The 24,689-nt window shown below is 74.3% G+C and carries 21 protein-coding genes; 10 read left to right on the top strand and 11 right to left on the bottom strand.

The window, feature by feature from the left end:
- Positions 1-49 precede the first annotated feature (49 nt).
- From B082_RS0128185 to B082_RS0128160, 6 genes are all read right to left on the bottom strand, one after another.
- On the bottom strand, positions 50-1,015 hold the full coding sequence (locus B082_RS0128185; protein ID WP_018555145.1) for a DUF4862 family protein: 966 nt from the start codon (positions 1,013-1,015) through the stop codon (positions 50-52).
- 88 nt (positions 1,016-1,103) lie between these two features.
- Positions 1,104-2,255 (bottom strand): eCIS core domain-containing protein, encoded by a 1,152-nt coding sequence (locus tag B082_RS40540; RefSeq protein ID WP_018555144.1) that lies wholly within the window; start codon positions 2,253-2,255, stop codon positions 1,104-1,106.
- A 207-nt stretch (positions 2,256-2,462) separates the two neighbouring features.
- Positions 2,463-3,620, bottom strand: a complete 1,158-nt coding sequence (locus B082_RS0128175) for an acetyl-CoA C-acetyltransferase (RefSeq protein WP_018555143.1) — start codon at positions 3,618-3,620, stop codon at positions 2,463-2,465.
- A gap of 33 nt (positions 3,621-3,653) precedes the next feature.
- Entirely contained in the window at positions 3,654-4,256 is a 603-nt protein-coding gene (locus tag B082_RS0128170; protein ID WP_018555142.1) for a TetR/AcrR family transcriptional regulator, read from the bottom strand.
- On the bottom strand, positions 4,253-5,038 hold the full coding sequence (locus B082_RS0128165; RefSeq protein ID WP_018555141.1) for an SDR family oxidoreductase: 786 nt from the start codon (positions 5,036-5,038) through the stop codon (positions 4,253-4,255). The genes B082_RS0128170 and B082_RS0128165 overlap by 4 nt, the downstream gene beginning before the upstream one ends.
- Positions 5,035-6,201 (bottom strand): acyl-CoA dehydrogenase family protein, encoded by a 1,167-nt coding sequence (locus B082_RS0128160; protein ID WP_018555140.1) that lies wholly within the window; start codon positions 6,199-6,201, stop codon positions 5,035-5,037. The genes B082_RS0128165 and B082_RS0128160 overlap by 4 nt, the downstream gene beginning before the upstream one ends.
- A gap of 48 nt (positions 6,202-6,249) precedes the next feature.
- On the opposite strand from B082_RS0128160, the gene B082_RS0128155 reads away from it, so the two are divergent.
- The 9 genes from B082_RS0128155 to B082_RS0128115 all read left to right on the top strand — a co-directional run bounded on the left by B082_RS0128155 (position 6,250) and on the right by B082_RS0128115 (position 17,525).
- Positions 6,250-7,098 carry an enoyl-CoA hydratase gene (locus B082_RS0128155; protein ID WP_018555139.1) on the top strand — a complete coding sequence of 283 codons (849 nt, stop codon included), beginning with the start codon at positions 6,250-6,252 and terminating at the stop codon, positions 7,096-7,098.
- Positions 7,098-8,273 carry an acyl-CoA dehydrogenase family protein gene (locus tag B082_RS0128150; RefSeq protein WP_018555138.1) on the top strand — a complete coding sequence of 392 codons (1,176 nt, stop codon included), beginning with the start codon at positions 7,098-7,100 and terminating at the stop codon, positions 8,271-8,273. Before B082_RS0128155 ends, B082_RS0128150 begins: the two co-directional genes overlap by 1 nt.
- On the top strand, positions 8,273-9,289 hold the full coding sequence (locus B082_RS0128145) for an acyl-CoA dehydrogenase family protein (protein WP_018555137.1): 1,017 nt from the start codon (positions 8,273-8,275) through the stop codon (positions 9,287-9,289). Before B082_RS0128150 ends, B082_RS0128145 begins: the two co-directional genes overlap by 1 nt.
- Complete coding sequence (locus B082_RS0128140) at positions 9,286-10,359, top strand: acyl-CoA dehydrogenase family protein (RefSeq protein ID WP_018555136.1); 1,074 nt, start codon at positions 9,286-9,288, stop codon at positions 10,357-10,359. The genes B082_RS0128145 and B082_RS0128140 overlap by 4 nt, the downstream gene beginning before the upstream one ends.
- A gap of 38 nt (positions 10,360-10,397) precedes the next feature.
- Entirely contained in the window at positions 10,398-11,186 is a 789-nt protein-coding gene (locus tag B082_RS0128135; protein WP_018555135.1) for an SDR family oxidoreductase, read from the top strand.
- A gap of 115 nt (positions 11,187-11,301) precedes the next feature.
- Positions 11,302-12,852, top strand: coding sequence for an alpha/beta hydrolase (locus tag B082_RS0128130; protein ID WP_018555134.1), 1,551 nt, complete (start codon positions 11,302-11,304; stop codon positions 12,850-12,852).
- Positions 12,849-14,051 carry a serine hydrolase domain-containing protein gene (locus tag B082_RS0128125; protein WP_018555133.1) on the top strand — a complete coding sequence of 401 codons (1,203 nt, stop codon included), beginning with the start codon at positions 12,849-12,851 and terminating at the stop codon, positions 14,049-14,051. Before B082_RS0128130 ends, B082_RS0128125 begins: the two co-directional genes overlap by 4 nt.
- Positions 14,052-14,202: 151 nt before the next feature.
- Positions 14,203-15,018, top strand: coding sequence for an ABC transporter ATP-binding protein (locus B082_RS0128120; RefSeq protein WP_018555132.1), 816 nt, complete (start codon positions 14,203-14,205; stop codon positions 15,016-15,018).
- Positions 15,015-17,525: an ABC transporter permease gene (locus tag B082_RS0128115; RefSeq protein WP_018555131.1), complete on the top strand. Its 2,511-nt coding sequence runs from the start codon at positions 15,015-15,017 to the stop codon at positions 17,523-17,525. Before B082_RS0128120 ends, B082_RS0128115 begins: the two co-directional genes overlap by 4 nt.
- 20 nt (positions 17,526-17,545) lie before the next feature.
- Here B082_RS0128115 and hsaA read toward each other — a convergent pair whose 3' ends face one another.
- The 4 genes from hsaA to B082_RS0128095 form a co-directional block, all read right to left on the bottom strand.
- Positions 17,546-18,712 (bottom strand): 3-hydroxy-9,10-secoandrosta-1,3,5(10)-triene-9,17-dione monooxygenase oxygenase subunit, encoded by a 1,167-nt coding sequence (gene hsaA / locus B082_RS0128110; RefSeq protein ID WP_018555130.1) that lies wholly within the window; start codon positions 18,710-18,712, stop codon positions 17,546-17,548.
- A gap of 39 nt (positions 18,713-18,751) precedes the next feature.
- Positions 18,752-20,353, bottom strand: a complete 1,602-nt coding sequence (locus B082_RS0128105; RefSeq protein ID WP_018555129.1) for a FadD3 family acyl-CoA ligase — start codon at positions 20,351-20,353, stop codon at positions 18,752-18,754.
- Between the two features lie 46 nt (positions 20,354-20,399).
- Positions 20,400-21,194 (bottom strand): SDR family NAD(P)-dependent oxidoreductase, encoded by a 795-nt coding sequence (locus B082_RS0128100; RefSeq protein ID WP_018555128.1) that lies wholly within the window; start codon positions 21,192-21,194, stop codon positions 20,400-20,402.
- A gap of 105 nt (positions 21,195-21,299) precedes the next feature.
- A complete protein-coding gene (locus tag B082_RS0128095) occupies positions 21,300-22,850 on the bottom strand; it encodes an FAD-dependent oxidoreductase (protein WP_018555127.1) in 1,551 nt (516 codons plus the stop codon).
- A 180-nt stretch (positions 22,851-23,030) separates the two neighbouring features.
- Between B082_RS0128095 and B082_RS0128090 the strand changes: the two genes are divergently transcribed.
- Positions 23,031-23,642, top strand: a complete 612-nt coding sequence (locus B082_RS0128090) for a TetR family transcriptional regulator (RefSeq protein ID WP_018555126.1) — start codon at positions 23,031-23,033, stop codon at positions 23,640-23,642.
- Positions 23,643-23,691: 49 nt separating this feature from the next.
- Here B082_RS0128090 and B082_RS0128085 read toward each other — a convergent pair whose 3' ends face one another.
- The gene (locus B082_RS0128085; protein WP_018555125.1) at positions 23,692-24,633 is read right to left on the bottom strand and encodes a 3-oxoacyl-ACP reductase; all 942 of its coding nucleotides are present in this window, start codon (positions 24,631-24,633) and stop codon (positions 23,692-23,694) included.
- Between the last annotated feature and the right edge of the window lie 56 nt (positions 24,634-24,689).

Genomic DNA, 24,689 nt, shown 5'->3' with positions numbered 1-24,689 from the left:
AGCTGACCGCGTCGCCGACCTGTTTCGCCGTGCGACGTCAGCGGTGGGCTCAGGGGCGCACGGTGGCCCCGGAGGGCGCGGGTGCCGGGGCGGCTCCGCGCCCGGGCAGGAGCCGCATGACGCGGCCCACCATCGCGAGCCTCTCGGCGACCGGGGCACCACCGGGCACCTGGATCTTGGCCCCCGCGTAGGAGAGCGCGCCTCCTGCCGCGCGGAGGCAACGGCGTACCTCGTCGGCGTCCATGAGGGAGGCGGGCTCGTCCTCGGTGAGAGGCAGATGCGCGTCCGCCCATGGCCCCCCGTACGCGTTGGCGGCCGGGCCGGCGCCGGAGAACATGACGCCCGCCAGCAGGCCCTCGGAGGCGAGCCGGGTGATCTGGGCGAGCGGCCGGCCCGGGTCCTGTGCCTCGATCGCCGAACGGCCCCAGTTGACGGCGATACCGATCCCCCGTTCACGCGCGAGGGGGATCTCGTCCTCCAGGGACAGGAACCGCTTCTCACCCGGAACGCCCGTCGCGTACGCGTCGCAGTGCTCCAGGACGAGCCGGGTGGACCAGCCGCCCACAGCGCCTTCGCCTGCCGCGATCTCGTCGAGCGAGCGGGCGAACATGTCCGCGACGGCCGTCACCGAGGGCGCGGTGTGGATGTGGAGTACGGAGACCGACTGCTCGCCCGTGAGCTGGTTCAACTCCTCGGCGGCGATGCGGGCCTCACGGAGGAAGCCGAGCGCGGCCCGCCGGCCGTCAGGGTCGCCGGAGGCCAGCCCGAAGCCGCCCGAGGCCGCCACGCGCGCCATCGTGCCCGGGATCAGCGTGATCACCGAACGGGTGAAACGGCCGCGCATCCGCGCGGCCAGCCACCGGGCGTCGTCACCGAGGCCGTCACGGAACGGGATCTCCAGCCCGTCGGCGATACCTCTGTCGCCAAGCCCCTCGTAGAAGCGTTCCTGGTCGGCGCGCGAAGAGGGCAGGGCCGCGTAGGCACCCACGAGAGCGGAGGGCGGTTCGATGTCCATGGCGCCGCATTCTACGCAAGGTCAGACATCAGATGTCCAGGTTGAGGATGGCCGCGGCGAGAGGGCGCCCCCGTCTCGCGGCCTCGGTTCAGGCGCCCGGACACTGCACGGTGATCCCCGCCGCCCTCATGTCGTTGATGGCCCGGACGGAATTCCCCCGGTCCGCGTTGCTCCTGCCGTACAGGTGGTCGGCGACGACCGTGATGGTGAAGGTGTGGCCCAGGTAGCCGTTTCCGGCGAGCTCGGCGAGCCGCTCGGCGCAGCCCTCCCCGCCCGTCTTCGTCGTCGTTCCGTGGCGGCTGGAGCACGGGCTCGCCGAGAGGTCTATCAGGAGCGTGTGCGTCTGGCCGCCCGCCGCCAGGGCTGCCGCGATCTGAGCGTTCGGGTAGAGGCCGCCGATGGTCGCGTCCAGTTCGTCGAGCAGTTGGTCCTCCGCGTGGTCCTTGGGTGAGTACGCGGTGGTCTCGCTGCTGAACGTTCCGATGGCCGTGCCGTTGAGTGTCGCCCGCAGGGTCACCGAGAAGTTCGGATGGGCCGTGACGTCTTCGCCCTCCCCGTAATGGACGCGCTGCACGGCGGCGGTGGTCACGTCCGGACGCCGGACCGCCCTGTCCGGGCCGGCGGCTGCCGTCCGCTGGAGGGGGCTGGGCCCGCTCATCACCCGTCGGGCGTTGCTCACGGCTTCGCGTTCGTAGCGGTCGGAGGGGTCGGAGACCTTCAGCCCCGCACCGTTGTCGGTGCCCGCGACCGCGCCCCTGCTCTGCTGGATCACGTGCGTGAGCTCGTGGGCCAGGGTGTGCTTGTCGGCGCCGCCGTCGCCGATGACGACATGGTTGCCCGAGGTGTAGGCACGGGCACCGACCTCGGCGGCCGAGGCCCTGGCAGCGCTGTCGGTGTGAACGCGCACGGCGGAGAAGTCGGCCCCGAGCCGCGCTTCCATATCGGTGCGGGTGGCGTCGTCGAGAGGACGGCCGGGGGCGCGCAGGACGTCGTGGACGGCCGACCGCTGTACCGCGGGCCGTTCGGACCGCTGATGGCCACAGCCCGCTTCGTGCTGGTGCTCCTCCTGCGCCCAGGGGTGGCCCGCCTGCCGCAGCCTCTGGATGACGACCGCGTTGCCCACCGTGCTCTGCAGCGCGGACAGCCCGGCCGGTGTACCCCCACGCGGCGTCACGGTTCTCGCGGTGCCGGAGGAGCGCTTGTTGTCCTCGGAGGTCTTGGCTGTCTCGTTCGCGTGCATCGCTTTCCTTCCGGGCGCCAGGCAGGAATTGACGGCCTGTGTGTCGGGCCGGCCGCACGTGTCGGCCGCCCACCGCGTGGCCTGTCCCTCCCCAAGTCTCGCAGCACCGAAGGAGCTTCGGGGCCCGGATCGTCTCCCTCGCGCGGATGAGGCGCGCGCCGGGCCGCCCCCGCGTGGCGGGGCCGGTCCGGCCGGCCGCCGGTTCTGTCAGAGGCGCTCGATGATCGTGACGTTGGCCTGGCCGCCGCCCTCGCACATGGTCTGGAGGCCGTAGCGGCCGCCCGTGCGCTCCAGTTCGTGCAGGAGGGTCGTCATCAGCTTGGTGCCGGTGGCGCCGAGCGGGTGACCGAGCGCGATGGCGCCGCCGTTGACATTGACCTTGTCCGGGTCGGCGCCGGTCTCCTTCAGCCAGGCCAGGACGACCGGGGCGAACGCCTCGTTGATCTCCACCAGGTCCATGTCGCCGATGGACATGCCGGCCTTCTTCAGCGCGTACGCGGTCGCCGGGATGGGCGCGGACAGCATCCGGATCGGGTCCTCGCCGCGCACCGAGAGATGGTGGATCCGGGCCCTGGGCGTCAGGCCGTGCTCGGCGACGGCCCGCTCGGACGCGATGAGCAGCGCGGACGCGCCGTCGGAGACCTGCGAGGAGACGCCCGCGGTCAGCCGGCCGCCCTCCACCACCGGCTTGAGCCCCGCCATCTTCTCCAGCGAGGTGTCGCGGCGCGGCCCCTCGTCCACGGTGACGTCCCCGTACGCGACGGTCTCGCGGGCGAAGCGGCCCTCGTCGATGGCGCGCAGGGCACGCTGGTGCGAGCGGAGCGCGAAGTGCTCCATGTCCTCGCGGGAGATGCCCCACTTCTCGGCGATGAGTTCGGCGCCGTGGAACTGGTTGACGGGCGCGTCGCCGTACCGGGCCCGCCACCCCTGGGAGCCGAGGTAGGGGCCGTCGGTGAGGCCGAGGGGCTCGGCGGCCTGGCGGCCGGCGAAGGCGATCGGGATCATCGACATGTTCTGCGTGCCGCCGGCGACGACCAGGTCCTGGGTGCCGGACATGACGCCCTGGGCGGCGAAGTGGACGGCCTGCTGGGACGAGCCGCACTGCCGGTCGACGGTGGTGCCCGGCACCTCCTCGGGCAGACCGGCGGCGAGCCAGGCGGTGCGGGCGATGTCCCCGGCCTGCGGGCCGACGGTGTCCAGGCAGCCGAAGACGACGTCGTCCACGGTGGCCGGGTCGATGCCGCCGCGCTCGACCAGCGCCTTGATGACATGGGCGCCGAGGTCGGCGGGGTGGACGGCGGACAGGCCGCCCTTGCGCCGGCCGACCGGGGTGCGGACCGCTTCGATGATGTAGGCCTCGGCCATGACTGCTCCTTCGTGGTGAACGTGATGGGTGGGTCAGCCGCGCGTGGTGATGCCGGCGAGAACCATGGACAGGTACTGGCGGGCGATCTCCTCCGCGCTGTGGGCACCGCCGGGCCGGTACCAGGAGGCGGCGACCCAGACGGTGTCGCGGACGAACCGGTAGACGAGCCGGACGTCCAGGTCGGCCCGGAAGTCCCGTTCCGCGACGCCGCGTTCCAGCGTGCGCAGCCAGGCGTGCTCGAACTTCGGCTGCGATCCGGCGAGATGGGCGAAGCGCGGCTGGGCGGATAGGTGCCTGGACTCCTTCTGGTAGATGGCGACCGCGGGACCGTGCCGGTCGATCTGCCGGAAGGACTGGGTGACGAGCGCGCCGAGGGTGTCCCGGGGGCCGAGTCCGGCGGCTAGCACGGTGTCGTAGCACGCCCACAGCTCGTCCAGGAAGGCGGTGAGGATCTCGTCGAGCATCGCCTCCTTGGAGTCGAAGTGGTAGTAGAGGCTGCCCGCGAGCATCCCGGCGGCGTCCGCGATGCGGCGGACGGTGGTGGCGTTGTAGCCCTGCTCGGCGAAGACCCGGGCAGCGGTGGCGAGGAGTTCGGCGCGCCGCTCGGCGTTGGGATTGGGGGCGATGGCGCTCACGCCCTCTGGCTGCTCACCGAGACGGTCTCGCCCGTCATGTACGAGGAGTAGCCGCTGGCCAGGAAGACGATGACGTTGGCGATCTCCCAGGGTTCGGCGTACCGGCCGAAGGCTTCGCGCTCGGTGAGTTCGGCGAGGAGTTCGGGGGTGGTGGCCTTCACCAGGTGGGGGTGCATGGCCAGGCTCGGTGCGACGGCGTTGACGCGGACCCCGAAGTCGGCGGCTTCCAGGGCGGCGCAGCGGGTGAGCGCCATGACGCCGGCCTTCGCGGCGGCGTAGTGGGCCTGGCCGCGCTGGGCGCGCCAGCCGATGACGGAGGCGTTGTTGACGACGACGCCCCCGGCGGCGCCGTCCTTGAAGTGGCGCAGGGCGGTGCGGGTGCAGCGGAAGGTGCCGTTGAGGGTGACGTCGAGGACTTTGGCCCACTGCTCGTCGGTCATGTCCACGAGGTCGGCGGTGCCGCCGAGGCCGGCGTTGTTGACGACGACGTCGAGCCGGCCGTGGCGTTCGGCGGCGAGCGCGAACAGGGCGTCGACCTGGGTCTGGTCGGTGACGTCGCAGGGCAGTGCGGCGACCCGGTCGGCGCCGAACTCGCCGGCGAGCGCCTCGGCGCTCTCCCGCAGCCGGCGTTCATGGGCGTCGCCGATGACGATCCGGGCGCCCTCCTCCAGGAATCTGCGGGCGGTCGCGCCGCCGATTCCGGCGCCGGCCGCCGCGGTGATCACCGCGGTGCGTCCGTCCAGGAGGTGGTGGCCCGCTACGTAGGCCGGCTGGGAGGTCATGGGCGCAGCTCCTTGGGGAGGCCGAGGACGCGCTCGGCGATGATGTTGCGCTGGATCTCGTTGGACCCGGCGTAGATGGTGTCGGCGCGGGAGAAGAGGAACAGCCGCTGCCACTCGTCGAGTTCGTAGGGCTCATCGGGCGCGGTCATCCCGCCGGCGCCCAGGACGCTCATGGCCAGTTCGCCGAGTTCGCGGTGCCAGGTGGCCCAGTAGATCTTCCCGATGGACGCCTCGGGGCCGGGGGCGCCGGCCGCGACGCCGTCGAGCATGCGCAGGGCGTTGCAGCGGATGGTCTCCAGGCCGGTCCAGGCGCGGGCGAGCCGGTCGCGGATCAGCGGGTCGTCGGCGGCGCCGTTGCGGCGGGCCAGGGCGATGAGGGTCTCCAGCTCGCGGCGGAAGCCGACCTGCTGGCCAAGGGTGGAGACGCCGCGTTCGAAGCCGAGGGTGGCCATGGCCACGCGCCAGCCGTCGCCCGGGGCGCCGACGATGTGCTCGGCGCGGGTGCGGGCGCCGTCGAAGAAGACCTCGTTGAATTCGCTGGTGCCGGTCAGCTGGGTGATGGGCCGGATCTCGACGCCGGGCTGGTCCAGTGGGACCAGGAGGTAGGACAGGCCCCGGTGGCGGGTGGAGCCCGGTTCGGTGCGGGCGACCACGAAGCACCACTGCGCCTCGTGGGCCAGTGACGTCCAGGTCTTCTGCCCGGTGACGACCCAGTCCGCGCCGTCCCGTTCGGCCCTGGTGCGGACGTTCGCCAGGTCGGAGCCGGCGTCGGGCTCGCTGTAGCCCTGGCACCACAGCTCGTCGGCGGCGACGATCGGCGGCAGGAACCTGGCCCGCTGCTCAGGGGTGCCGAAGGCCACCAGCGTCGGCCCGAGCAGTTGCTCGCCGATGTGGTTGACCCGCGCGGGGGCGTCGGCCAGGGCGTATTCCTCGTGGAAGGCGACCTGCTGCCCGATGGTCGCGCCCCGGCCGCCGTGCTCCTTCGGCCAGCCCACACAGGTCCAGCCCTCGGCCGCCATGTGCCGTTCCCAGGCCAGCCGTTCGGTGAAGACCTCGTGCTCGCGGCCGGGGCCGCCCCGGCCCCGCAGGTCCGCGAAGGACCCGGTGAGCCGGGCGGCCAGCCAGCCGCGGATCTCGGTGCGGAACTCCTCGACGCTGCTCATGGGGGTACGTTAATCTACCAAACACTTGTTAGGGAAGGAGGGGCCACGATGTCCGCTGCCCATGACGAACCGGTGCGCTACGAGAAGCGGGGCCCGGTCGCGACGGTGACCATGAACCGCCCGGACTACCGCAACGCGCAGAACTCCGCGATGACCTACGCCCTGGACCGGGCGTTCTACCGCGCGGCCGAGGACAACGAGGTGAAGACCGTCGTCCTGGCCGGTGCGGGCAAGCACTTCTCCGCCGGACACGACATCGGCACCCCCGGGCGCGACGCGCATCTGCCGTTCGAGCGGCGGGCTGGGCTGTGGTGGGACCACTCGGACAAGGAGGGCGCGGAGAGCCGCTTCGCCCGCGAGTCCGAGGTCTACCTCGGCATGTGCCGGCGCTGGCGCGAGCTGCCGAAGCCGGTCGTCGCGTCCGTGCAGGGCGCGTGCGTGGCGGGCGGTCTGATGCTGGCCTGGGTGTGCGACCTGATCGTGGCGTCCGAGGACGCGTTCTTCGCCGACCCGGTGGTCCGCATGGGCATCCCCGGTGTCGAGTACTTCGCCCACCCGTGGGTGATGCCGCCCCGGATCGCCAAGGAGTTCCTGTTCACGGGCGACCGGATGAGCGCCCGGCGCGCGTACGAGGTAGGCATGGTCAACCGGGTCGTGTCCCGCGAGGAGCTGGCCGACCGCAGCCACGAACTGGCGCTGCGCATCGCCGAGATGCCGCGCATGGGACTGGCCCTGACCAAGCGCGCGGTCAATCAGGCCGAGGACCTCCAGGGGATGCACACCGGCATGGACTCGGTGTTCGGCCTGCACCACCTGGCGCACGCCCACAACGCCGAGACCGCGCCGGACGCGCTGGGCGGCATGGACATCCGGGCGATGAAGAAGGCGGGCGGCTGATGGACCTCGACTTCGACCCGGCGGACGAGGAATTCCGTACCGGGGTACGCGACTGGCTCGCCGCGCACGTCCCCGCCACCGCCCTGCCCTCCCTGGAGACCGCCGCGGGTTTCGCCGCGCACCGGGAGTGGGAGGCCGTCCTGGCCGCCGACCGCTGGTCGGTGGTCTCCTGGCCCGAGGAGTTCGGCGGGCGCGGCGCGTCCCTGCTGCGCTGGCTGATCTTCGAGGAGGAGTACTACGCGGCCGGGGCGCCGGGCCGGGTCAGCCAGAACGGCATCAACCTACTGGCCCCGACCCTCTTCGAGCACGGCACCGCCGAACAGCGGGCCCGCGTCCTGCCCGCGATGGCGCGCGGCGAGGTCATCTGGGCGCAGGCCTGGTCCGAGCCGGAGTCCGGCTCCGACCTGGCGTCGCTGCGTTCGACGGCGGTACGGACCGAGGGCGGCTGGCTGCTCAGCGGGCAGAAGACCTGGTCGTCGCGGGCGGCGTTCGCCGACCGGGCCTTCGGCCTGTTCCGCAGCGACCCGGACGCGGACCGGCCGCACCGGGGGCTGACGTATCTGATGTTCCCGCTGGACGCCGAGGGCGTCACCGTGCGGCCCATCGGGCGGCTCGACGGGAAGCCCGCCTTCGCCGAACTCTTCCTGGACGAGGTGTTCGTCCCCGACGAGGACGTCATCGGCGAACCGGGGCAGGGCTGGCGGGTCGCGATGAGCACCACCGGCAACGAGCGCGGGCTCACCCTGCGCAGCCCCGGCCGCTTCACCGCCGCCGCCGGCCGGCTCACCGGCCTGTGGCGCGAGCACGGCGACCCGTCGGACACGGCGCTGCGCGACCGGGTCGCGGACGCGGTGATCGGCGCCCGCGCCTACCAGCTGTTCTCGTACGCGAGTGCCTCCAGTGTCCTGCACGGCGAGGGCGGCCGGGCCGGGGCCGCCTCCAGCCTCAACAAGATCTACTGGTCCGAACTGGACATCGCCCTGCACGAGACGGCCCTCGACCTGCTCGGCCCCCGCGGCGAACTCGCCGGCCATGCCCCGGAGGCGCCGGAGGGCGGCGGCTGGTCCGAGGGGTACACCTTCGCGCTGGCGGGCCCGATCTACGCGGGCACCAACGAGATCCAGCGCGACATCATCGCCGAGCGGCTGCTCGGCCTTCCGAAGGGACGCCGCTGATGCGTTTCCTCCTCGACAGGGAGCAGCGGGAGTTCGCCCGCTCCCTCGACGCCCTGCTCACCTCGTCCGGCGTCCCGGCCACGGTCCGGTCCTGGGCGGCCGGCGACCACGGACCGGGGCGGGCCGTCTGGGCGCGGCTCGCCGAGGCCGGGCTCTTCGCCCTCGCGGTGCCCCCGGAGCACGAGGGACTCGGCCCGCTGCCCGTCGAACTGGCCGTCGCCTTCGAGACACTGGGCCGGCACGCCGTCCCGGGGCCGCTGGTCGAGACGGTGGCCGCCGCCGCCCTGCTGGACCGCCTCGGGGACAAGTCCCTCGCCGCCGGGCACCTGCCCGCCATCGCTTCGGGCGCGTCCCTGGTCTCCCTGTGCGTGACGGCGCTCGGCCCGTACGCGCTGGACGCGGACGCGGCCGGCACGGTGTTCGTCGTGGACGGCGACACGCTGCGGGTGGCCGACGGCCCGGGGCCCGTGCAGCCCTCGGCCGACCCGGGGCGGCGCCTCGCCCGGCCGTCGGGCGGCGCGGTCGTCGCCCGGGGCCCCGGGGTGACGGCCGCCGCCGCGTACGCGGCCGAGGTCGCCGCGCTCGCCACGGCGGCCCAGGCGCTCGGCGTCGGCCGGACGCTGCTGGCCCGTACCGTCGAATACGTCACCGCGCGCGCCCAGTTCGGGGTGGCGATCGGGTCCTTCCAGAGCGTCAAGCACCGCCTGGCGGACACCCTGCTGGCCCTGGAGTTCGCCGAGCCGCTGGTGCACGGCGCCGCGCTCGCCCTGGCCTCCGGCGACGAGGGCGCGGGCCGCGACATCGCCGCCGCCAAGGTCACCGCGGGCGAGGCCGCGTACGGGGCCGCGCGCACCGCCCTGCAACTGCACGGGGCCGTGGGCTACACCGACGAACTCGACCTGTCCCTGTGGATGCGCAAGGCCCGTCCGCTGCGCGACGCCTGGGGCACCCCGACCGCCTGCCGGGCCCGGGTACTGGCCGACCGGGCGGACACCGAGGGGGGAGCGGTCCGATGAGGCTGACGCAGGAGCAGGAAGAGCTGAGGGCGGCCGTGCGGTCGCTGCTGACCCGCCATCAGGGCAGCGCTGCCTGGGCACCGTTGACCGAGCAGATCGGGGTCGCCGGGCTCGCCGTGCCCGAGGCGTACGGCGGGGCGGGCGGTGGGGCGCGGGATGTCCATGTGCTGATGGAGGAGCTGGGCCGGGGCCTGAGCCCGCTGCCCTGTCTGGGCTCCGCCGTGCTCACCGCGGGCGCCCTGCTGGCGTCCGGCGACGAGGAGGCGTGCGGCCGGCTGCTGCCGGGGCTCGCCGAGGGCACATCGGTGGGCGCCCTGGCCTGGGCGGAGCGGGGCTCGTGGGACGGGGCGGCGGTCCGCGCCCGCGCCGTGCCGGGTCCGGGCGGCGGCCGGCTGGTGACCGGGGTGAAGGAGTACGTCCTGGACTGGCCGGACATCGGCGTGCTGGTCGTCGCGGCCCGCACGGACGCCGGGATCTCGCTCTTCGAGGTGGCCCCGGGCGCCGCCGGGGTCCGCCGGGAACCCGTGGTGGCCATGGACTCCACCCGCGCCCTGGCGCGCTGGGTGTTCGACGGGGCCGAGGGACGCCTGCTGGGCCGGGACGGGGACGGCGGGCGGTGCCTGGAGCACGTACGGGACCTGGCCTGCGCGGCCCTCGCGGCGGAGCAGGCCGGGGCGGCCGAGCGCTGTCTGGAGCTGACGGTGGAATACGCCCGGGAGCGGGTGCAGTTCGGCCGGTCCATCGGTTCGTTCCAGGCGGTCAAGCACCGGCTGGCGGACGCCTATGTGCTGGTGGAGTCGGCGCGTTCGGCGGCGCTGGGTGCCGCGTTCGCCGCCGACGAGGACCCGGGCGCACTGCCCCGGGCGGCCGCCGTCGCCCAGTCCGTCTGCTCCGAGGCGTTCTCGGCGGTGGCCGGCGAGATGATCCAGCTGCACGGCGGGATCGGCATCACCTGGGAGCACGACGCGCACCGCTACTTCAAGCGGGCGCACGGGGCGGGCGAGCTGTTCGGCGCGCCCGCGCGCCACCGGGAACGGCTCGCCGCCGGGATCGGCCTGGCCGCCCGGTGAACGGCTCCCGACGGACCGGAACAGGAGAACGCGACACCATGGACATCGGCAACCCGCTGGACTTCACGGGGCACGTGGTGCTGGTCACCGGAGGCACCAAGGGCATCGGCGCGGCCGTCGCCGAAGCGTTCCTGGCCGCCGGCGCGGACGTGGTGGTCTGCGGCCGGAACACCCCGCGGGCCCTCCCCTCGGCCGAGGGCCGCGAGGCGGTCTTCGTCCCGGCCGACGTGCGCGACCCGGAGGCGGCGTCCGCGCTGGTGGACGCCGCGGTGGAGCGGTTCGGCCGGCTCGACGTCCTCGTCAACAACGCGGGCGGCTCCCCGGACGCGGACGCGGCCACCGTCTCGCCGCGTTTCGTGGAGAAGATCGTCGCGCTCAACCTCCTCGCCCCGTTCTACGTGGCGCAGCAGGCCCACCGGGTCATGCGGGCGCAGCAGGGCGGGGGCGCGGTCATCAACATCGGCAGCGTCTCCGCCCATGACCCGCAGCCCGGCACCGCCGCGTACACCGCCGCCAAGGCGGGGCTGCTGGCCCTCACCAAGGCGCTCGCCCTGGAGTGGTCGCCGGCGGTCCGCGTCAACCACATCACCACGGGCCTGATCCGCACCGAGAGCGCCGCCTCGGTCTACGGCGCGGACGGCGGGGCGTCGGTGGCGGCGGTCATCCCGATGGAACGGATGGCGGTGCCCCAGGACGTGGCGCGTGCCTGTCTGTTCCTCGCGAGCGGGCTCTCCGGATACATCAGCGGCGCGGACCTGGCGGTGCACGGCGGCGGGGAGTTCCCGGCGCGCTACCTGGCGGCGAAGGCGGCCGGCGGGCCGGGGTGAGCCGGCGGGTGCCGGGGGTTTTCCCCCGGTCGCGTCGACCGGCTGGCCCGGTGTTCCCAGGTCACGTGGGCTCCTAGCGTCGTGCGGGTACCTCCCACCCGATCCGAGGAGCACGATGCGCGTCATCCGTCTGGCCACCGCGGGGCTCGGCCTGACCTGTTTACTCGCGGGCGGCGTACCCGCGTCCGCCTCACCCGCCCCACCCGGTCCGTCCGCCGGGCAGGCCCTCGTCTGGGGACCCTGCCCGGCGCGGCAGGAGGAGCTGCGAGCCGCCGGCGCACGCTGCGCGAAGGTGACCGTGCCCCTCGACCACGCCCGCCCCGGGGGCCCGACGATCGAGATCGCCGTCTCGCGGATCGCGGCGAAAGCGGGGCCCGGGAAGCGCCGGGGCATCCTGCTGTCCAACCCCGGCGGCCCCGGGGGCACGGGACTGGCCAACACGCTGTACCTGCGTCCCGCGTTGAAGGACGCGGCCGACCGCTACGACCTGATCGGCTTCGACCCGCGCTTCCTGGGTGAGTCCACGCCCGTCATCTGCGACCCGGCCACCCCGGTGCCCGCTCCCGGCCCCACCACGACGCGCCGGGCGGAGTTCGACCGGTCGGTGGACGACGCCCGGGACACCGCGCGCCGCTGCGAGGGACACGACGACAACGCCCGGCTCCTGCCGCATGCCACGTCCCGGAACGTCGCCCGCGACATGGACGCGATCCGCGCCGCGCTGGGCGAGCGCGGGCTCTCGTACTACGGCGTCTCCTACGGCGCCGATCTGGGCGCCGTCTACGCCCAGATGTTCCCCCACCGCGCCGACCGGATCGTCCTCGACTCGTCGACCGATCCCACCGCCACCCAGTACCAGCTCTTCCAGCGGGCCGGCCGGCCCCTCGAAGAGGCACTGGACGACTGGGCCGGATGGGCCGCCCTGCACGACGGGACCTACCGGCTCGGCAGCACGCCCGCCCGCGTCCGCGCCGGGGTCGAGGAGCTGCTCGACGGGGCGGAGCGGCGGCCGGTCGAGGTCTCCGGCGTCCGCCTCACGGCACCGGTACTGCGACTGGTCCTGAGACAGTTCATCCAGCACGAGGAGTACGATCCGGCGCTCGCCTCCACGGTGCACGACCTGGTCGAGGCCGCCGCGGGCCGGCCGGTCGAGCCCGGTCCGGAACTCGCCGCCATGCTGGAACTGCTCACCTCCCCCGAGCTGGCGGACAGCATGCTCGGCGGGGCGGTCTTCATGTGCGGGGACAGCGGCTGGCCCGCCGGGGGCTGGCCGAAGGACCCGGAGGCGTACTGGCGGAACATGGAGAGCAGCCGCGTGAGTCAACCGGTGTTCGGTCCGCTCGTGAACGCCATGACCGCGCCGTGCGCGTTCTGGAAGAGCACCTCCCGCGAACCCGCGACGGTGATCGGCAACCAGGTGCCCTTGCTGATGCTCCAGGCCAGGCGCGACAACAACGTCCCGTACGAGGGCGCGCTCGCTCTGCACCGCCGGCTGACCGGTTCGCGGCTGGTGACGGCGGACATGCGGGCACACGGGGTGTTCGGGCGCGGCCTCGACGGCCTCACGCCCGTCCCCTGCGCCGACCGCGCCGTCGTCGGCTACCTGCGTGACGGCACGCTCCCCGCCGCCGACGTCACCTGCGGCCGTACGGAGGTGGTCCGGTGATCAGCCGCCGCACGGGCCTGGCCACCGCGGCCGCGGCCCTTCTCACCGGGGCGTCCGCCACCTCCGCTTCCGGAGCCGCGGGACCCCGCGAGGGCGCCGGACCACGCGCACGTCTCCAGCACGATGCGGACGCGGTCCTGGCCGCCGGCGCCGGCGCCGTACTGGCCGAGGTGCAGACCGCCGAGGGCCGGACGACGGCTCGGGCGGGGTGCAGGGACCTGTCCGGCCCGTCGCGTCCGGTGCCCTGGGACGCGTACTACCGACTGGGCAGCGACACCAAGACCTTCACGGCCGTGCTCCTCCTCCAGCTGGTCCGGGAGGGGCAGCTCGCTCTCTCCGACACGGTCGAGCGGTGGCTGCCGGGCGCGGTGCGGGGCGAGGGGAACGACGGCCGCAGGATCACGGTCGCCAATCTGCTGCGGCAGACCAGTGGGCTCAACGACTATCTCGCCGTCTCGCCCGACGCGGCCGACGCGTTCACACCGGACGGCTACCTCCGCTCCCGCTTCCGGTACACCTCCCCCGAGGACCAGCTGAAGGCCGCCGTGAGCCGGCCGCCGCTCTGGCTGCCGGAGGCCCGGCACCCGGAACGGGAAAGGCGCTTCGGCTACTCCAACACCAACTACGTGGTGGCCGGCCTGATCGTCGAGCAGGTGACGGGCCGCTCCTGGGCGCGGGAGATCCACGATCGGATCATCGAGCCACTGGACCTGCGCCACACCCTCACACCGGGCACCTCGCCCTACCTACCGGCGCCCACCGCCTCCGCGTACACCTGGTTCCCGGACGCCGACCGGCCGGTGGACACGACGCTGGCCGCCGGCGGCGGGGCGGACGGCTCGGTCATCAGCACCACCCACGACCACGGGGTCTTCCTGCGCGCGCTGATGGGCGGACGTCTGCTGGGCCCGGCCCAGCTCGCCGCGATGAAGGAGACCGTGCCGGCCGGCGACTGGATCGCGGTCCCCGGGGTCCGCTACGGCCTGGGCATCGCCTGGCGGCCGGTGGCAGGGAGCCGCGACGGGATCTGGTTCCACGGCGGTACCCATCTGGGGACCGTCTCCGAGAGCGGGGTGACGGCGGACGGCGCGCGGGCCGCGACGAGTGTGGCCTTCACCCTGCGGATGGGCGACCCGGCTCAGGACGCGCAGGACGCCGCCGGGCGGCGGCTGATCGACCGGGCGCTGACGGGGCGGTGAGCCGCTGAGCCGGGGCCCTCGTCGCCGACGCGGCGACGGCCCCGGCCTCAGGTTATCCCCACCCCCGATCCGCCAGCAGCCGTCATGGCCCGTCATCTCCGTGATCCGTAGCGTCGGATCATCGGCTCGAAGGATCGTGAGAGGGACTGACATGTGGCAGCGCGGCGGCACAGGACAGCAGGCGGACGGCCGGACCGAGGACCGGGGCGCCCTGGGACCGGCCGTCGAACTGCGCGGTGTGCGCAGGCGGTACGGCCGGGGCGCGGGCGCCGTGCACGCTCTCGCGGGCATCGATCTGGTCCTGCCGCGGGGCTCGTTCACGGCGGTGATGGGCCCGTCCGGGTCCGGCAAGTCCACCTTCCTTCAGTGCGCCGCCGGCCTCGACCGCCCGTCGGAGGGCTCGGTGCGCCTGGGCGGTACGGAGATCACCGGCATGGGCGAGAACAGCCTCACCGAACTGCGCCGCAGCCGCCTCGGCTTCGTCTTCCAGTCCTTCAACCTGCTGCCCTCCCTCACCGTGGAACAGAACGTGCTCCTGCCCATGCGCCTGGCCGGGCAGCGCCAGGACCGCCGCCGGGCGGCCGCGGTCCTGGCGCGGGTCGGGCTCGCCGACAAGGCGAAGCGCCGGCCCGGCGAGCTCTCCGGCGGCCAGCAGCAGCGCGTGGCCATCGCCCGCGCCCTGATCACCGAACCGGACGTGATCTTCGCCGACGAGCCCACCGGCGCCCTCGACACCGTCACCGCCGCCGAGGTCCTCGGCCTGCTCCGGCACGCGGTCGACACCCTCGGCGCCACCGTCGTCATGGTCACCCACGACCCGGCCGCCGCCGCCTGGGCCGACCGCGTGCTCTTCCTCGCCGACGGCGCTTTCGCCGACTCCCTGGAACGCGCCACGGCGGAGCGGATCTCGGCACGCATGGCCACGCTCGTCTCCCGCCCCGGCGCGATGGCGGGGGCCGCCGCGTGAGTCTCCTCGTCCCCAACGGACTCGCCCGCGCGGCCGTCCGCTTCAAGCCCGCGTCGTTCGCCGGCACGTTCGTGGCGCTGATGATGGCGGCGCTGATCATCTCCGCCTGCGGCATCCTCCTGGAGACGGGCTCCCGCGCGTCGGTCCCGGCCCAGCGGTACGCGCGGGCACCGGTCGTCGTGGCGGCGGACCAGTACGCCCGCCTCGTCACGGGCAGTGGCGACAGCCGCTCCGAGTCGGCGAACCCGCTCCCGGACACGGCACGCGTGGACACCTCGCTGGCGGGGAAGGCGGCCCGGGTGCCCGGCGCCGGGGCCGCGGTAGCGGACTTCACGTTCCCGGCGCGCCTGGGCGAGGACGTACTGACGGGCCATGGCTGGGGGTCGCACGCCTTCACCGGCACCGCGCTCACCTCCGGTGCCGCGCCCCGGTCCGGCGAGGTCGTGCTCGACGCCGCCGCCGCACGGGCCGCGAAGGCGGGCGTCGGCGACACCGTCACGCTCGAAACGGCCACCGGGCGGACCGCCTTCCGCGTCTGTGGGCTGGCGCGGGCCGGAGCCGGCGACGACGTGACCGAGGGAGCTACGGGCTGGTTCGCCGACGCCCAGTCCCCGGTGCTCGCCGGCCACCCCGGCAGGGCCGACGCCATCGCCGTCCTGGCAGAGGAGGGGGCCTCCCCCGCGGACGGGACGGCCCTCGCCGCCGGGGTGCGGAAGGCGCTCTCCGGCACCGGCGCCCGGGTGCACACGGGCGACGGCCGCGGCGCTGTCGAGGACCACGGACTCGGATACGCCAGGGAGACGCTCACCGGGCTCGGCGGCTCCTTCGGCGGGATCGCCGCCATGGTCGCGGTCTTCACGGCGTCCGGCACGGTCGCGCTGTCCGTCGCCCAGCGCGCCCGGGAGTTCGCGCTGCTGCGCGCCGTCGGTGCCACCCCCCGGCAGATCCGCCGCGCGGTCGCCTCCGAGGCGCTGCTCGTCGCACCGCTCGCCGGGTTCATCGGCTGTCTGCCCGGGATCGGACTCGCGCACTGGTGGTTCGCACAGCTGAAGGACCGCGGGGCCGTCCCTGGCCCGGTGGACCTGCGTGTCTCCTGGATTCCGCTCGTCGTCGCCGTCGGTACGGTGCTGCTGACCGCGCTCACCGCGGGCTGGGCCGCCGGACGCCGGCCGGCGAAGACCAAGCCGGGCCAGGCGCTCGCCGAGGCATCGGTGGAGCGGCTGCGGCCCGGTGTGATCCGTACCGTGCTGGGCCTGGGCGCGCTGGTCGGCGGCGGGTTCTTCACGGTCTACGCCGCCCGCTCGGCCGGGGAGGACGCGGCCAACGCCGCCCTCGGCGTCGTCATGCTGTTCATGCTCGCCGTGGCACTGCTCGGCCCGCTGGTGGCGCGGCTGTGCGCGGCGCTGCTGGGGCTCGCGCTGGACGCCCGCGGCGCCGCTCCGGCCACGCTCGCCGCCGCCAACTCCCGTACGAACGCCCGCCGGCTGGCCTCCGCGATCACCCCGATCGTGCTGGCCATGGCCTTCGCGTCGACGCTCGCCTTCATGCACACGAGCGAGAGCCATGTGGCGGCGAAGCAGTTGCGCGCCGGTGTCATCGCGGACCATGTCGTCACCCACCCCGCCGGACTGCCCGCCGACGCGGTGCGCCGGGCCGCCCGCACGCCCGGGGTCGAGGCGGCGGTGGGTCTGCTCGACACACAGGTGCTCGTGCCGGTCGGGTCGGGCGGCGACCGGTGGCTGGAGGGCTCGTCGGTCCAGGGCGTCTCCGGTTCCGGCGCGGGGCTCGCACAGGTGCAGGACCTCGATGTGCGCGGCGGCAGTCTGGACCGGATCGGCAAGGGCAGGATCGCCATCGACCGGACGCTCGCCATGTCGGCCGGGGCCGGGGTCGGCGACAAGCTGCCGATGTACCTTCCGGACGGCACCAGGACCAGCCCCGAGGTCGTCGCCGTGTACGGCCGGGGGCTCGGCCTGGCGGCCGTGACCATGGACCGCGCGTCGCTCGCCGCCCACGTCACCTCGGGGTTCGACACCACGCTGCTGGTACGCGGCGGGCACGCGGAGGCCCTCGCCCCGCTGGGCACGGTCACCGACGCGGCCGGCTACGCGGTCGGGCAGACCACCGACCGCGAGCTCAACGCCTGGGCCAACAACACCATGGCCGCGGTCCTGGGCGGTTTCGCCGCCCTCGCCGCCGCCAACACCCTCGTGATGACCGTGCTCGACCGCCGCCGTGAGCTGGGCATGCTCCGCCTCGTCGGCGCCACCAGGCGCCAGGTGATGGACATGCTGCGCTGGGAGGGGCTGCTGGTGGCGGTGGCCGGCGTCGTCCTGGGCACCGCCATCGCCTCGGCCACCCTGATCCCGATGACGCGCGGCCTGACGGGCGAGGCCCCGTACGTGCCCCCGCTCGTGTACGGGTCCTTCGCCGCGGCAGCGGTGTGCCTCGCCCTCGCCGCCGTCACCCTGCCGGCGCGCAAGGCGCTCCGGGAACGGCAGGGCTGACGCGGGCCCGCGGCCGGGGCTCAGACGAGGTTGTCCTCGACGGTCAGGCCGAAGGCGCCCCGGCCGTACATGGCGAGCGCGCGTTCCACGTCGTTGGCGACGTGGACGCTGCCCGCGTGGGCGTCGCGCCAGGCGCGTTCGACGGGGTTGCCGCGCCGGAGCGCGTTGCCGCCCGCGGTCTTGAAGAGCAGGTCGATCGCGGCGACGGCCCGTTCGGTGCCCCGGACCTGGTCGCGGCGGGTGCGCAGGCGCAGCTCCATGGGTATCTCCCGGCCGGCGGCGGCGAGTTCGGACAGTTCGCGCAGGTTGCGGTCCATCTGGAGCACCGTCGCGTCGATGTCGGACGCGGCGCGGGCGATGGCGACCTGGGCGAAGGGGTCCTCGGTGAACCTGCCGCCGCCCAGGCTGAGGCGTACCCGCTCCTTCATCCGCCGCACGTACGAGTCGTAGCCGCCGGACACCGCCCCGATCACGGGTGCGGTGATGGCGCTCGTGAAGATCGCACCGAACGGCAGCCGGTAGAGCGGGCCCGGGTTGACCTGCTGTCCCGGCACCTTCAGCCTGGCCTGCTCGTAGTTGCGCAGCACCCGGTGGGCCGGTACGAACGCCTTCTCGACGATGATGTCGTTGCTGGCGGTGCCCCGGAGCCCGACCACGTCCCACATGTCCTCGATCCGGTAGTCGCGGCGGGGCACCAGAACGGTGAGGAAGTCGACGGGCCGGCCCTGCGCGCCGACGACGAGGGCGCCCAGCAGCGCCCAGGAGGCGTGGTCGCAGCCGGAGGAGAAGCTCCACCGCCCGGCCAGTTCGTAGCCGCCGTCGACGGGGGTGAGCCGGCCGACCGGCGCGTACGAGGAGGAGATGCGGGTGTCCGGGTCCTCACCCCACACGTCCTCCTGCGCCTGCTTGGGGAACAGGCCCAACTGCCAGGGGTGCACGCCGAGGACGGAGGCCACCCAGCCGGTGGAGCAGCAGACGGCGGAGATCGCCCGCACCACCTGGTAGAAGTCGGCCGGGTCCCCCTCCAGGCCGCCGTAGCGGGCCGGCTGGAGCATCCGGAACACCCCGGCACCGGCCAGTTCGCGGACGGTGACCTGCGGTATCCGCCGTTCCTCATCCGTGGTGACGGCCCGTTTCCCGATGGCCGGCAGCAGGGCGCGTACCGATTCCAGAACCTCGTTGCCCATCGTCGCTCTCCCTCGCTCGTCGCACCGTGCGGGGTGCGGTCAGATCGTCCGCAAGGCGGCCTTGTCCACCTTGCCCGTGGCGTTGCGCGGCAGGCTCCCGAGGACCACGACCTCGCGCGGGACCTTGAAGTTGGCGATCCGTTCGCGGCAGTGGGCGATCAGATCGTCCGGGGCTGCCCCGGTGCCTGGTCTGACCGTCACGAACGCGCGGCCGACCTCGCCGAGGCGGGCGTCGGGCATCGCGACCACGGCGGCCTCGGCGACGGCGTCGTGGGCGGCGAGCACCTGCTCGACCTCCGCCGGATAGACGTTGAAGCCGCCGACCACGAAGAGGTCCTTGGAGCGTCCGGTGATCACCAGGTTGCCGCGTGGGTCGAGGTGGCCGATGTCGCCCGTGTCGAGCCATCCTTCGGCGTCGACGGCCGCCGCGGTCGCCGCCGGGTCGTCCAGGTAGCCGAGCATGACGTGGAAGCCGCGCACCAGGATGCGGCCGTCCCGTCCGGCGGGCCGCGGGGTGCCCTCGGCGTCCCCGATCCGTACTTCGGTGCCGTCGATGGGGCGGCCCGAGGTGAGCGCGACGGTCTCGGCGTCGTCGTCGGCCGAGCAGACGCTGACCGTGCCACAGCTCTCGGTCAGTCCGTACGCGGTGAGCACGTCGGGGAAGAGTTCGGCCCGCATCCGCCGGACGAGGGCGACCGGCACGACGGCGGCGCCGGTCACCGCGAGCCGCAGCGACGACAGGTCGTGACGGTGCCGGGCGGGCGCGTCCAGCAGTTCGGTGTAGATGGTGGGCGGGCCGGGGAGCACGGTGATCCGCTCGGTCTCGACGGCGCGCAGGACCCGCTCCACGTCGAAGACCGGCTGGAGGACCATGGTGGCGCCGCGCACCAGGCAGGCGAGGACCCCGGCCTTGTACCCGAAGCAGTGGAACAGCGGGTTGACGACCAGACAGCGGTCGTCTCCGGTGACCCCGGTCCGGCTGCTCCACGCCCGGTACGTGGTGAGGTTCTGCCGGTGCGTGGTCAGGGCGCCCTTGGGGCGGCCGGTCGTGCCCGAGGTGAAGAGCAGGTCGGACGGGTCGTCGGGGTGTACGGCGGCGCCCCGGGCGGCGGCCCCGGCGTCGGACAGGTGCGCGCCCTCGCGCAGGAACCCGTCCCACGGCTGGGTGCCGGGACGCCCGCGGGTGTCGTCGTCGAAGACCACGACCCGTTCCACGGCGGGCAGTCCGGGCACCGGCCGGCCCTCCTCGCCGGCTTCCGGGCCCGCCCCGAGCATGGCGAGGTAGTCCTTTCCCAGGAAGCCGTTCTCCACGAACAGCAGCCGCACCCCGCCGCGTTCCAGGAGCCGGCGCGCCTCCTCGCCCCGGTAGCGGGTGTTGACGGGGACCAGCACGGCCCCGGCCGAGGTCGCGGCGAGCGCGGCGACCACCCAGTGGTGGCTGTTGGGTGCCCAGACGGCGACCCGGTCGCCGGGCCGGACACCGAGCGCGATCAGCGACTTCACGGCGGCGTGCACCCGGTCGCGCAACTGCGCCCAGGTCAGCCGGGTGTCACCGGACACGACCGCGTCCCGGCCGGGGTGGTGGGCGGCGGCGAGGGCGAGGGCGCCGGGAATCGTGAGGGGGTGCTCGGTCTCGCTCATCTGCTCTCCGGGAGGGGGCGGTCGGGGGTGCGGCGGGCCGGTGGTGTCAGGAGGCCGGCGGCAGGAGCCGCCGGGACGCCTCGTCGGCCCCGAGCACCAGTTCGGCGCGCGGGAATCCGCTGCGCTTCTCGGCCGCCGGGGCATTGCCGCCCGCGATGTGGACGGGGCCGTCGGCGAGGTGTTCCAGCCCCTCCCGGGCGACGTCGTCCGGTTCGGCGACCCGCAGGCCCGGCAGGTCCATGCGCAGTCCGGCACGCTCCATGGCGGGGGTGCGGGTCACACCGAGCACCAGCTCCAGGACGTGCACGCCGTGCGGCCGCAGCTCCAGCCACAGGCCCTCCGCGAAGACCCGGCTGAAGGCCTTGGCCGCCGAGTAGACGCTGATGCGGGCCTGTCCGAGGTAGCCGGAGAGCGAGCCGACGAGCAGGATGCCGCCCCGGCCCCGCTCCTTCATCGGAGCCCCGAAGTGATGGGTCAGGGCGAGCTGCGCGGTGATGTTGAGGTCCAGGACTCCCTGCACCCGCTCCAGGTCCCCGGAGACGAAGTCGTGGCCGTAGCTGTTGGCCCCGGCGTTGAAGACCAGCAGGCCGACCTCCAGTCCGTCCGTGGCCGCCGCGACCTCGTCCGGGGCCCCGGGGTCGAGCAGGTCGAGCGCGAGGGTGCGGACCTCGACGCCCCGGGCGCGTACCCGGGCGGCGGTCTCCTCCAGGGGGCCGGGCTTGCGGGCGATCAGGACCAGGTTGATCCCGGCGTCCGCGAGCTGGTGGGCGAAGGAGGCGCCCACGCCCTCGGACCCTCCGGCGACGACCGCCCACGGTCCGTACAGGTTCTTGTCGATCATCGAGTGCCTCTCTCGTGCCGGCCGGACCCGGTGCCGCGACCGTAGAGCGGGTGTACGGGGGTGTGCCCCGGGCATCCCACTGGCCGGGATGCCCGGGGCCCGGGGTCAGAGGGCCCGGCCGGCCATGTGCCGCACGGCCAGCGAGGCGAAGACCATGGCGGTGCCGATGGGCACGCCGGGGCCCGGGTAGACACGGCCGGTGAAGGAGGCGCTGGTGTTGCCGGCGGCGTACAGGCCGGGCAGCGGGCGGCCCGCCGTGTCCAGGACGCGCGCGTCGGGGTCCGTGCGCAGGCCGCCCTTGGTGCCGAGGTCGGCGAGGACCAGCCGGGCCGCGTAGTACGGCGGACGGTCGAGCGGGACCAGGCACGGGTTGGGCCCGGGGGCACCGGCCCGGTCCGCGAAGAACAGGTCGTACGGGTCCTCGCCGCGGTGGTGGTCCTCGTCGGTGCCGGACGCGGCGAACCCGTTGAAGCGGGCGAGGGTCGCGGTGAGGGCGGCGGCCGGCACCCCGATGAGCCCGGCGAGTTCCGCCGGCGTATCCGCCCGCACCCAGGTGCCGGCCGCCAGGTGCCCGGCCGGTGCGGTGGGCGGCACGGTGATGGCGGGCAGCGCGCCGCCCTCGCGTGAGTCGAAGACCAGGTGGACGGAGGCGTCCGCTCCCCCCGCCTCCGCGATGGCCCGGCCCATGCGGTCGTAGGGCAGGGACTCGTTGGCGAACCGCCGCCCCGAGCCGTCCACCATCAGACCGCCGCGCAGGCCGAGGGTGAAGGCGGCCGATCCGTCGGGCAGTTCGGTCCCCGGGCACCACCAGGCCTCGTCCAGGAGCGCGGTGGCGGCGCCCGCCCCGGTGGCGGCGCGCAGCAGCTCCCCGGTGTTGGTGCCGCCCGGCGCCATGCTCCACGCCGCCCGGCCGGGCACGCCGTGCTCGGTGCGCAGGGTGTCGTCGCCCTCGAAGCCGCCGGCCGCCAGCAGGACCCCGCGCCTGGCCCGTATCCGGACGGTGCCGTGCGGGGTGCGGGCCTCGACCCCGGTGATCCGGCCGTCCTCGCTGGTCAGCCCGGTGACGTGGTGCCGGGTGCGGATGCGGGCGTTGCCGGTGCGGGTGAGGGCCAGCAGGAGGCGGCCGATCAGGGCGCGGCCCTGGGTGAGCGGGGCGTCGGGGTGCCCCTGGCCGGCCCGGTCCCGGTCGACGGCGGGGCGCACCAGGCCGGCGAGGTCGCCCAGCTCGGCCGGGTCCAGGTCGAGCGGGACGAAGGAGCGGCCCGCGTCCATGCGGCCGGGGGCGGCGACGTAGTCGGGGAAGGCCTGCCAGCGGAAGGCGAGGGCGGGGTCGCTCTCCAGCCGGGCGACCAGGCCGGGCGCGTGCCCCAGGAAGGCGTCCCGGCGGGCCGCCTCGCTGTCGCCGAGCAGGGTCCGCAGGTAGTCCCGGGCGTCCTCGGCCGAGTCGCCGAGGCCGGCGCGTTCCTGCACCTGGGTGCCGGGCAGCCAGCAGGCGGCCCCGGAGTAGGCGGACGTGCCGCCGAGCAGCGCGGTCCGCTCCAGTACGACGGTGTCGAGGCCGTCCCCGGCGGCCGTGAGGGCCCCGGTCATCGCTCCCGCGCCGGACCCGACGACGATCACGTCGTGGGTGGCGTGCCAGTCCTGGCCGTCCCGCATGAGGTGTGCCCCTTCTGCCGCTCGGTGGTCGTGCCGGGCCAGCAGACCCCGTCCCGGGCGGCCGCGGAGGGTCCGGTCCCGCTGACCGGTACCCGGGGCGGGCGACGCCTGACGCGGGCGGCGGGGACGCGTATTGTCGGAGGCCGTTGACATGAAACCGAACGCCGGGAGGAGGGGCGCGTGCCCAGAATCGCCGAGGCCAGGGCAGGGGCCGAGCCCAGTTCGCCCCGCCAGCGCGCACGCCGTCAGAGCATCCTGAGGGCGGCGGCGGACCTCGCCGCCGAGACCGGTCTCGAACGCGTGCAGATGCACGAGGTGGCGAAGGGCGCGGGGGTGGCCATCGGCACCCTGTACCGGTACTTCCCGTCGAAGACGCACCTGTTCACCGCGTTGATGGCCGACCAGATCGAGGGGTTCGCCGCGCGGGTGCCCAAGCGCCCGGCGGGCACCTCGCCCGAGGACGCCGTGTTCGAGACGCTGGGCAGCGCCACCCGTAACCTGCTGCGCAGGCCGGCGCTGGCCACCGCGATGATCCAGTCCGCGAACGCCGCCCGCGCCTCGACCGTGCCGGATCTGGCCCGGATCGACTCGGGCTTCCTCGACCTGCTGCTGCGGGCCTGGGAGGTCGAGCGGCCCACGGAACACCACGTCGCCCGGCTGCGGCTGCTGATCCTGCTCTGGTACGGGGTGCTTCAGTCCCGGCTCAACGAACGGCTCACCCCGCACGAGGCCGACGCCGACCTGCGGATGGCCTGTCACCTGCTGCTGGCACCGGCCCCGGAAGCGGACTGACCCGGCCCGCGCGGGTGCGCCGGCCGGGTCGGTGCGTCGGTGTGCCGTTTCAGCGCTGCCGCTGGGTGCCCGTCGTGTCGAGTCCGGCGACGCTGTAGGCGGCGAAGCTCCGGTACGGGTCGCGGCCCTCGAAGTGGGGCGTCAGCAGGCCGTCCAGCTCCTCGGGGGTGAAGGTGCCGTCGGCGGCGGTGAACTTCTTCTCCACGGTGGGTGGGGCGAGCAGGGCGACCATGTCGCCGTAGACGACGAAGACCTGCCCGTTGATCTTGTCGGCGGCCGGTGAGGCCAGGTGTGCGACGAGGGTGGCGACGCGCTCGGGGGCCATGATGTCCAGGCCGCCGGGGGCGGTGTCGCCCTCGCCGAAGGCCTCGGCGGTCATCGCGGTGCGGGCCCGGGGGCAGATCGCGTTGGCGCGCACTCCGTAGCGGGCCAGGCCCTGGGCGGTGGCCAGGGTCAGCGCGGTGATGCCGGCCTTGGCGGCGGAGTAGTTGGGCTGGCCCGGGGCGCCGAAGAGGAAGGCCTCGGAGGAGGTGTTGACGACCCGGCCGTAGACCTGGGTGCCGGACGCCTTGCTCGCCGCGCGCCAGTGCGCCGCGGCGGCGCGGGAGATCCCGGCGTGCCCCTTGAGGTGGATGCGGATGACGTCGTCCCAGTCGGACTCGGTGAGGTTGAAGAGCATCTTGTCGCGCAGGACGCCCGCGTTGTTGACGACGATGTCCAGGCCGCCGAAGCTCTCCACTGCGGCCCGGACCAGGCGGTCGCCCATCGACCAGTCCCCCACGTCGCCGGTCACCGCGACCGCGCCGCTGCCCAGCTCCTTGATCTCGGCGGCCACGTCGTCGGCGGCCGGGCCGATGTCGTTGACCACCACATTGGCCCCGAGCCCCGCCAGGGCCAGTGCCTCGGCGCGGCCGAGTCCCGCTCCGGCTCCGGTGACGACGGCGGTGCGCCCCTCCAGGGTGCCCGCCGATGGGGTGTTCGTCGCGCTCATGCTGCCTCTTTCCGGTGTGGCGTCGAGCCGGTGGATGGAGCGGCGCACCCCGTGTT

Source organism: Streptomyces sp. ATexAB-D23 (genome assembly GCF_000373645.1).
Taxonomy (GTDB): Bacteria; Actinomycetota; Actinomycetes; order Streptomycetales; family Streptomycetaceae; genus Streptomyces; species Streptomyces castrisilvae.
This window is presented reverse-complemented; position numbering and strand designations above follow the sequence as displayed.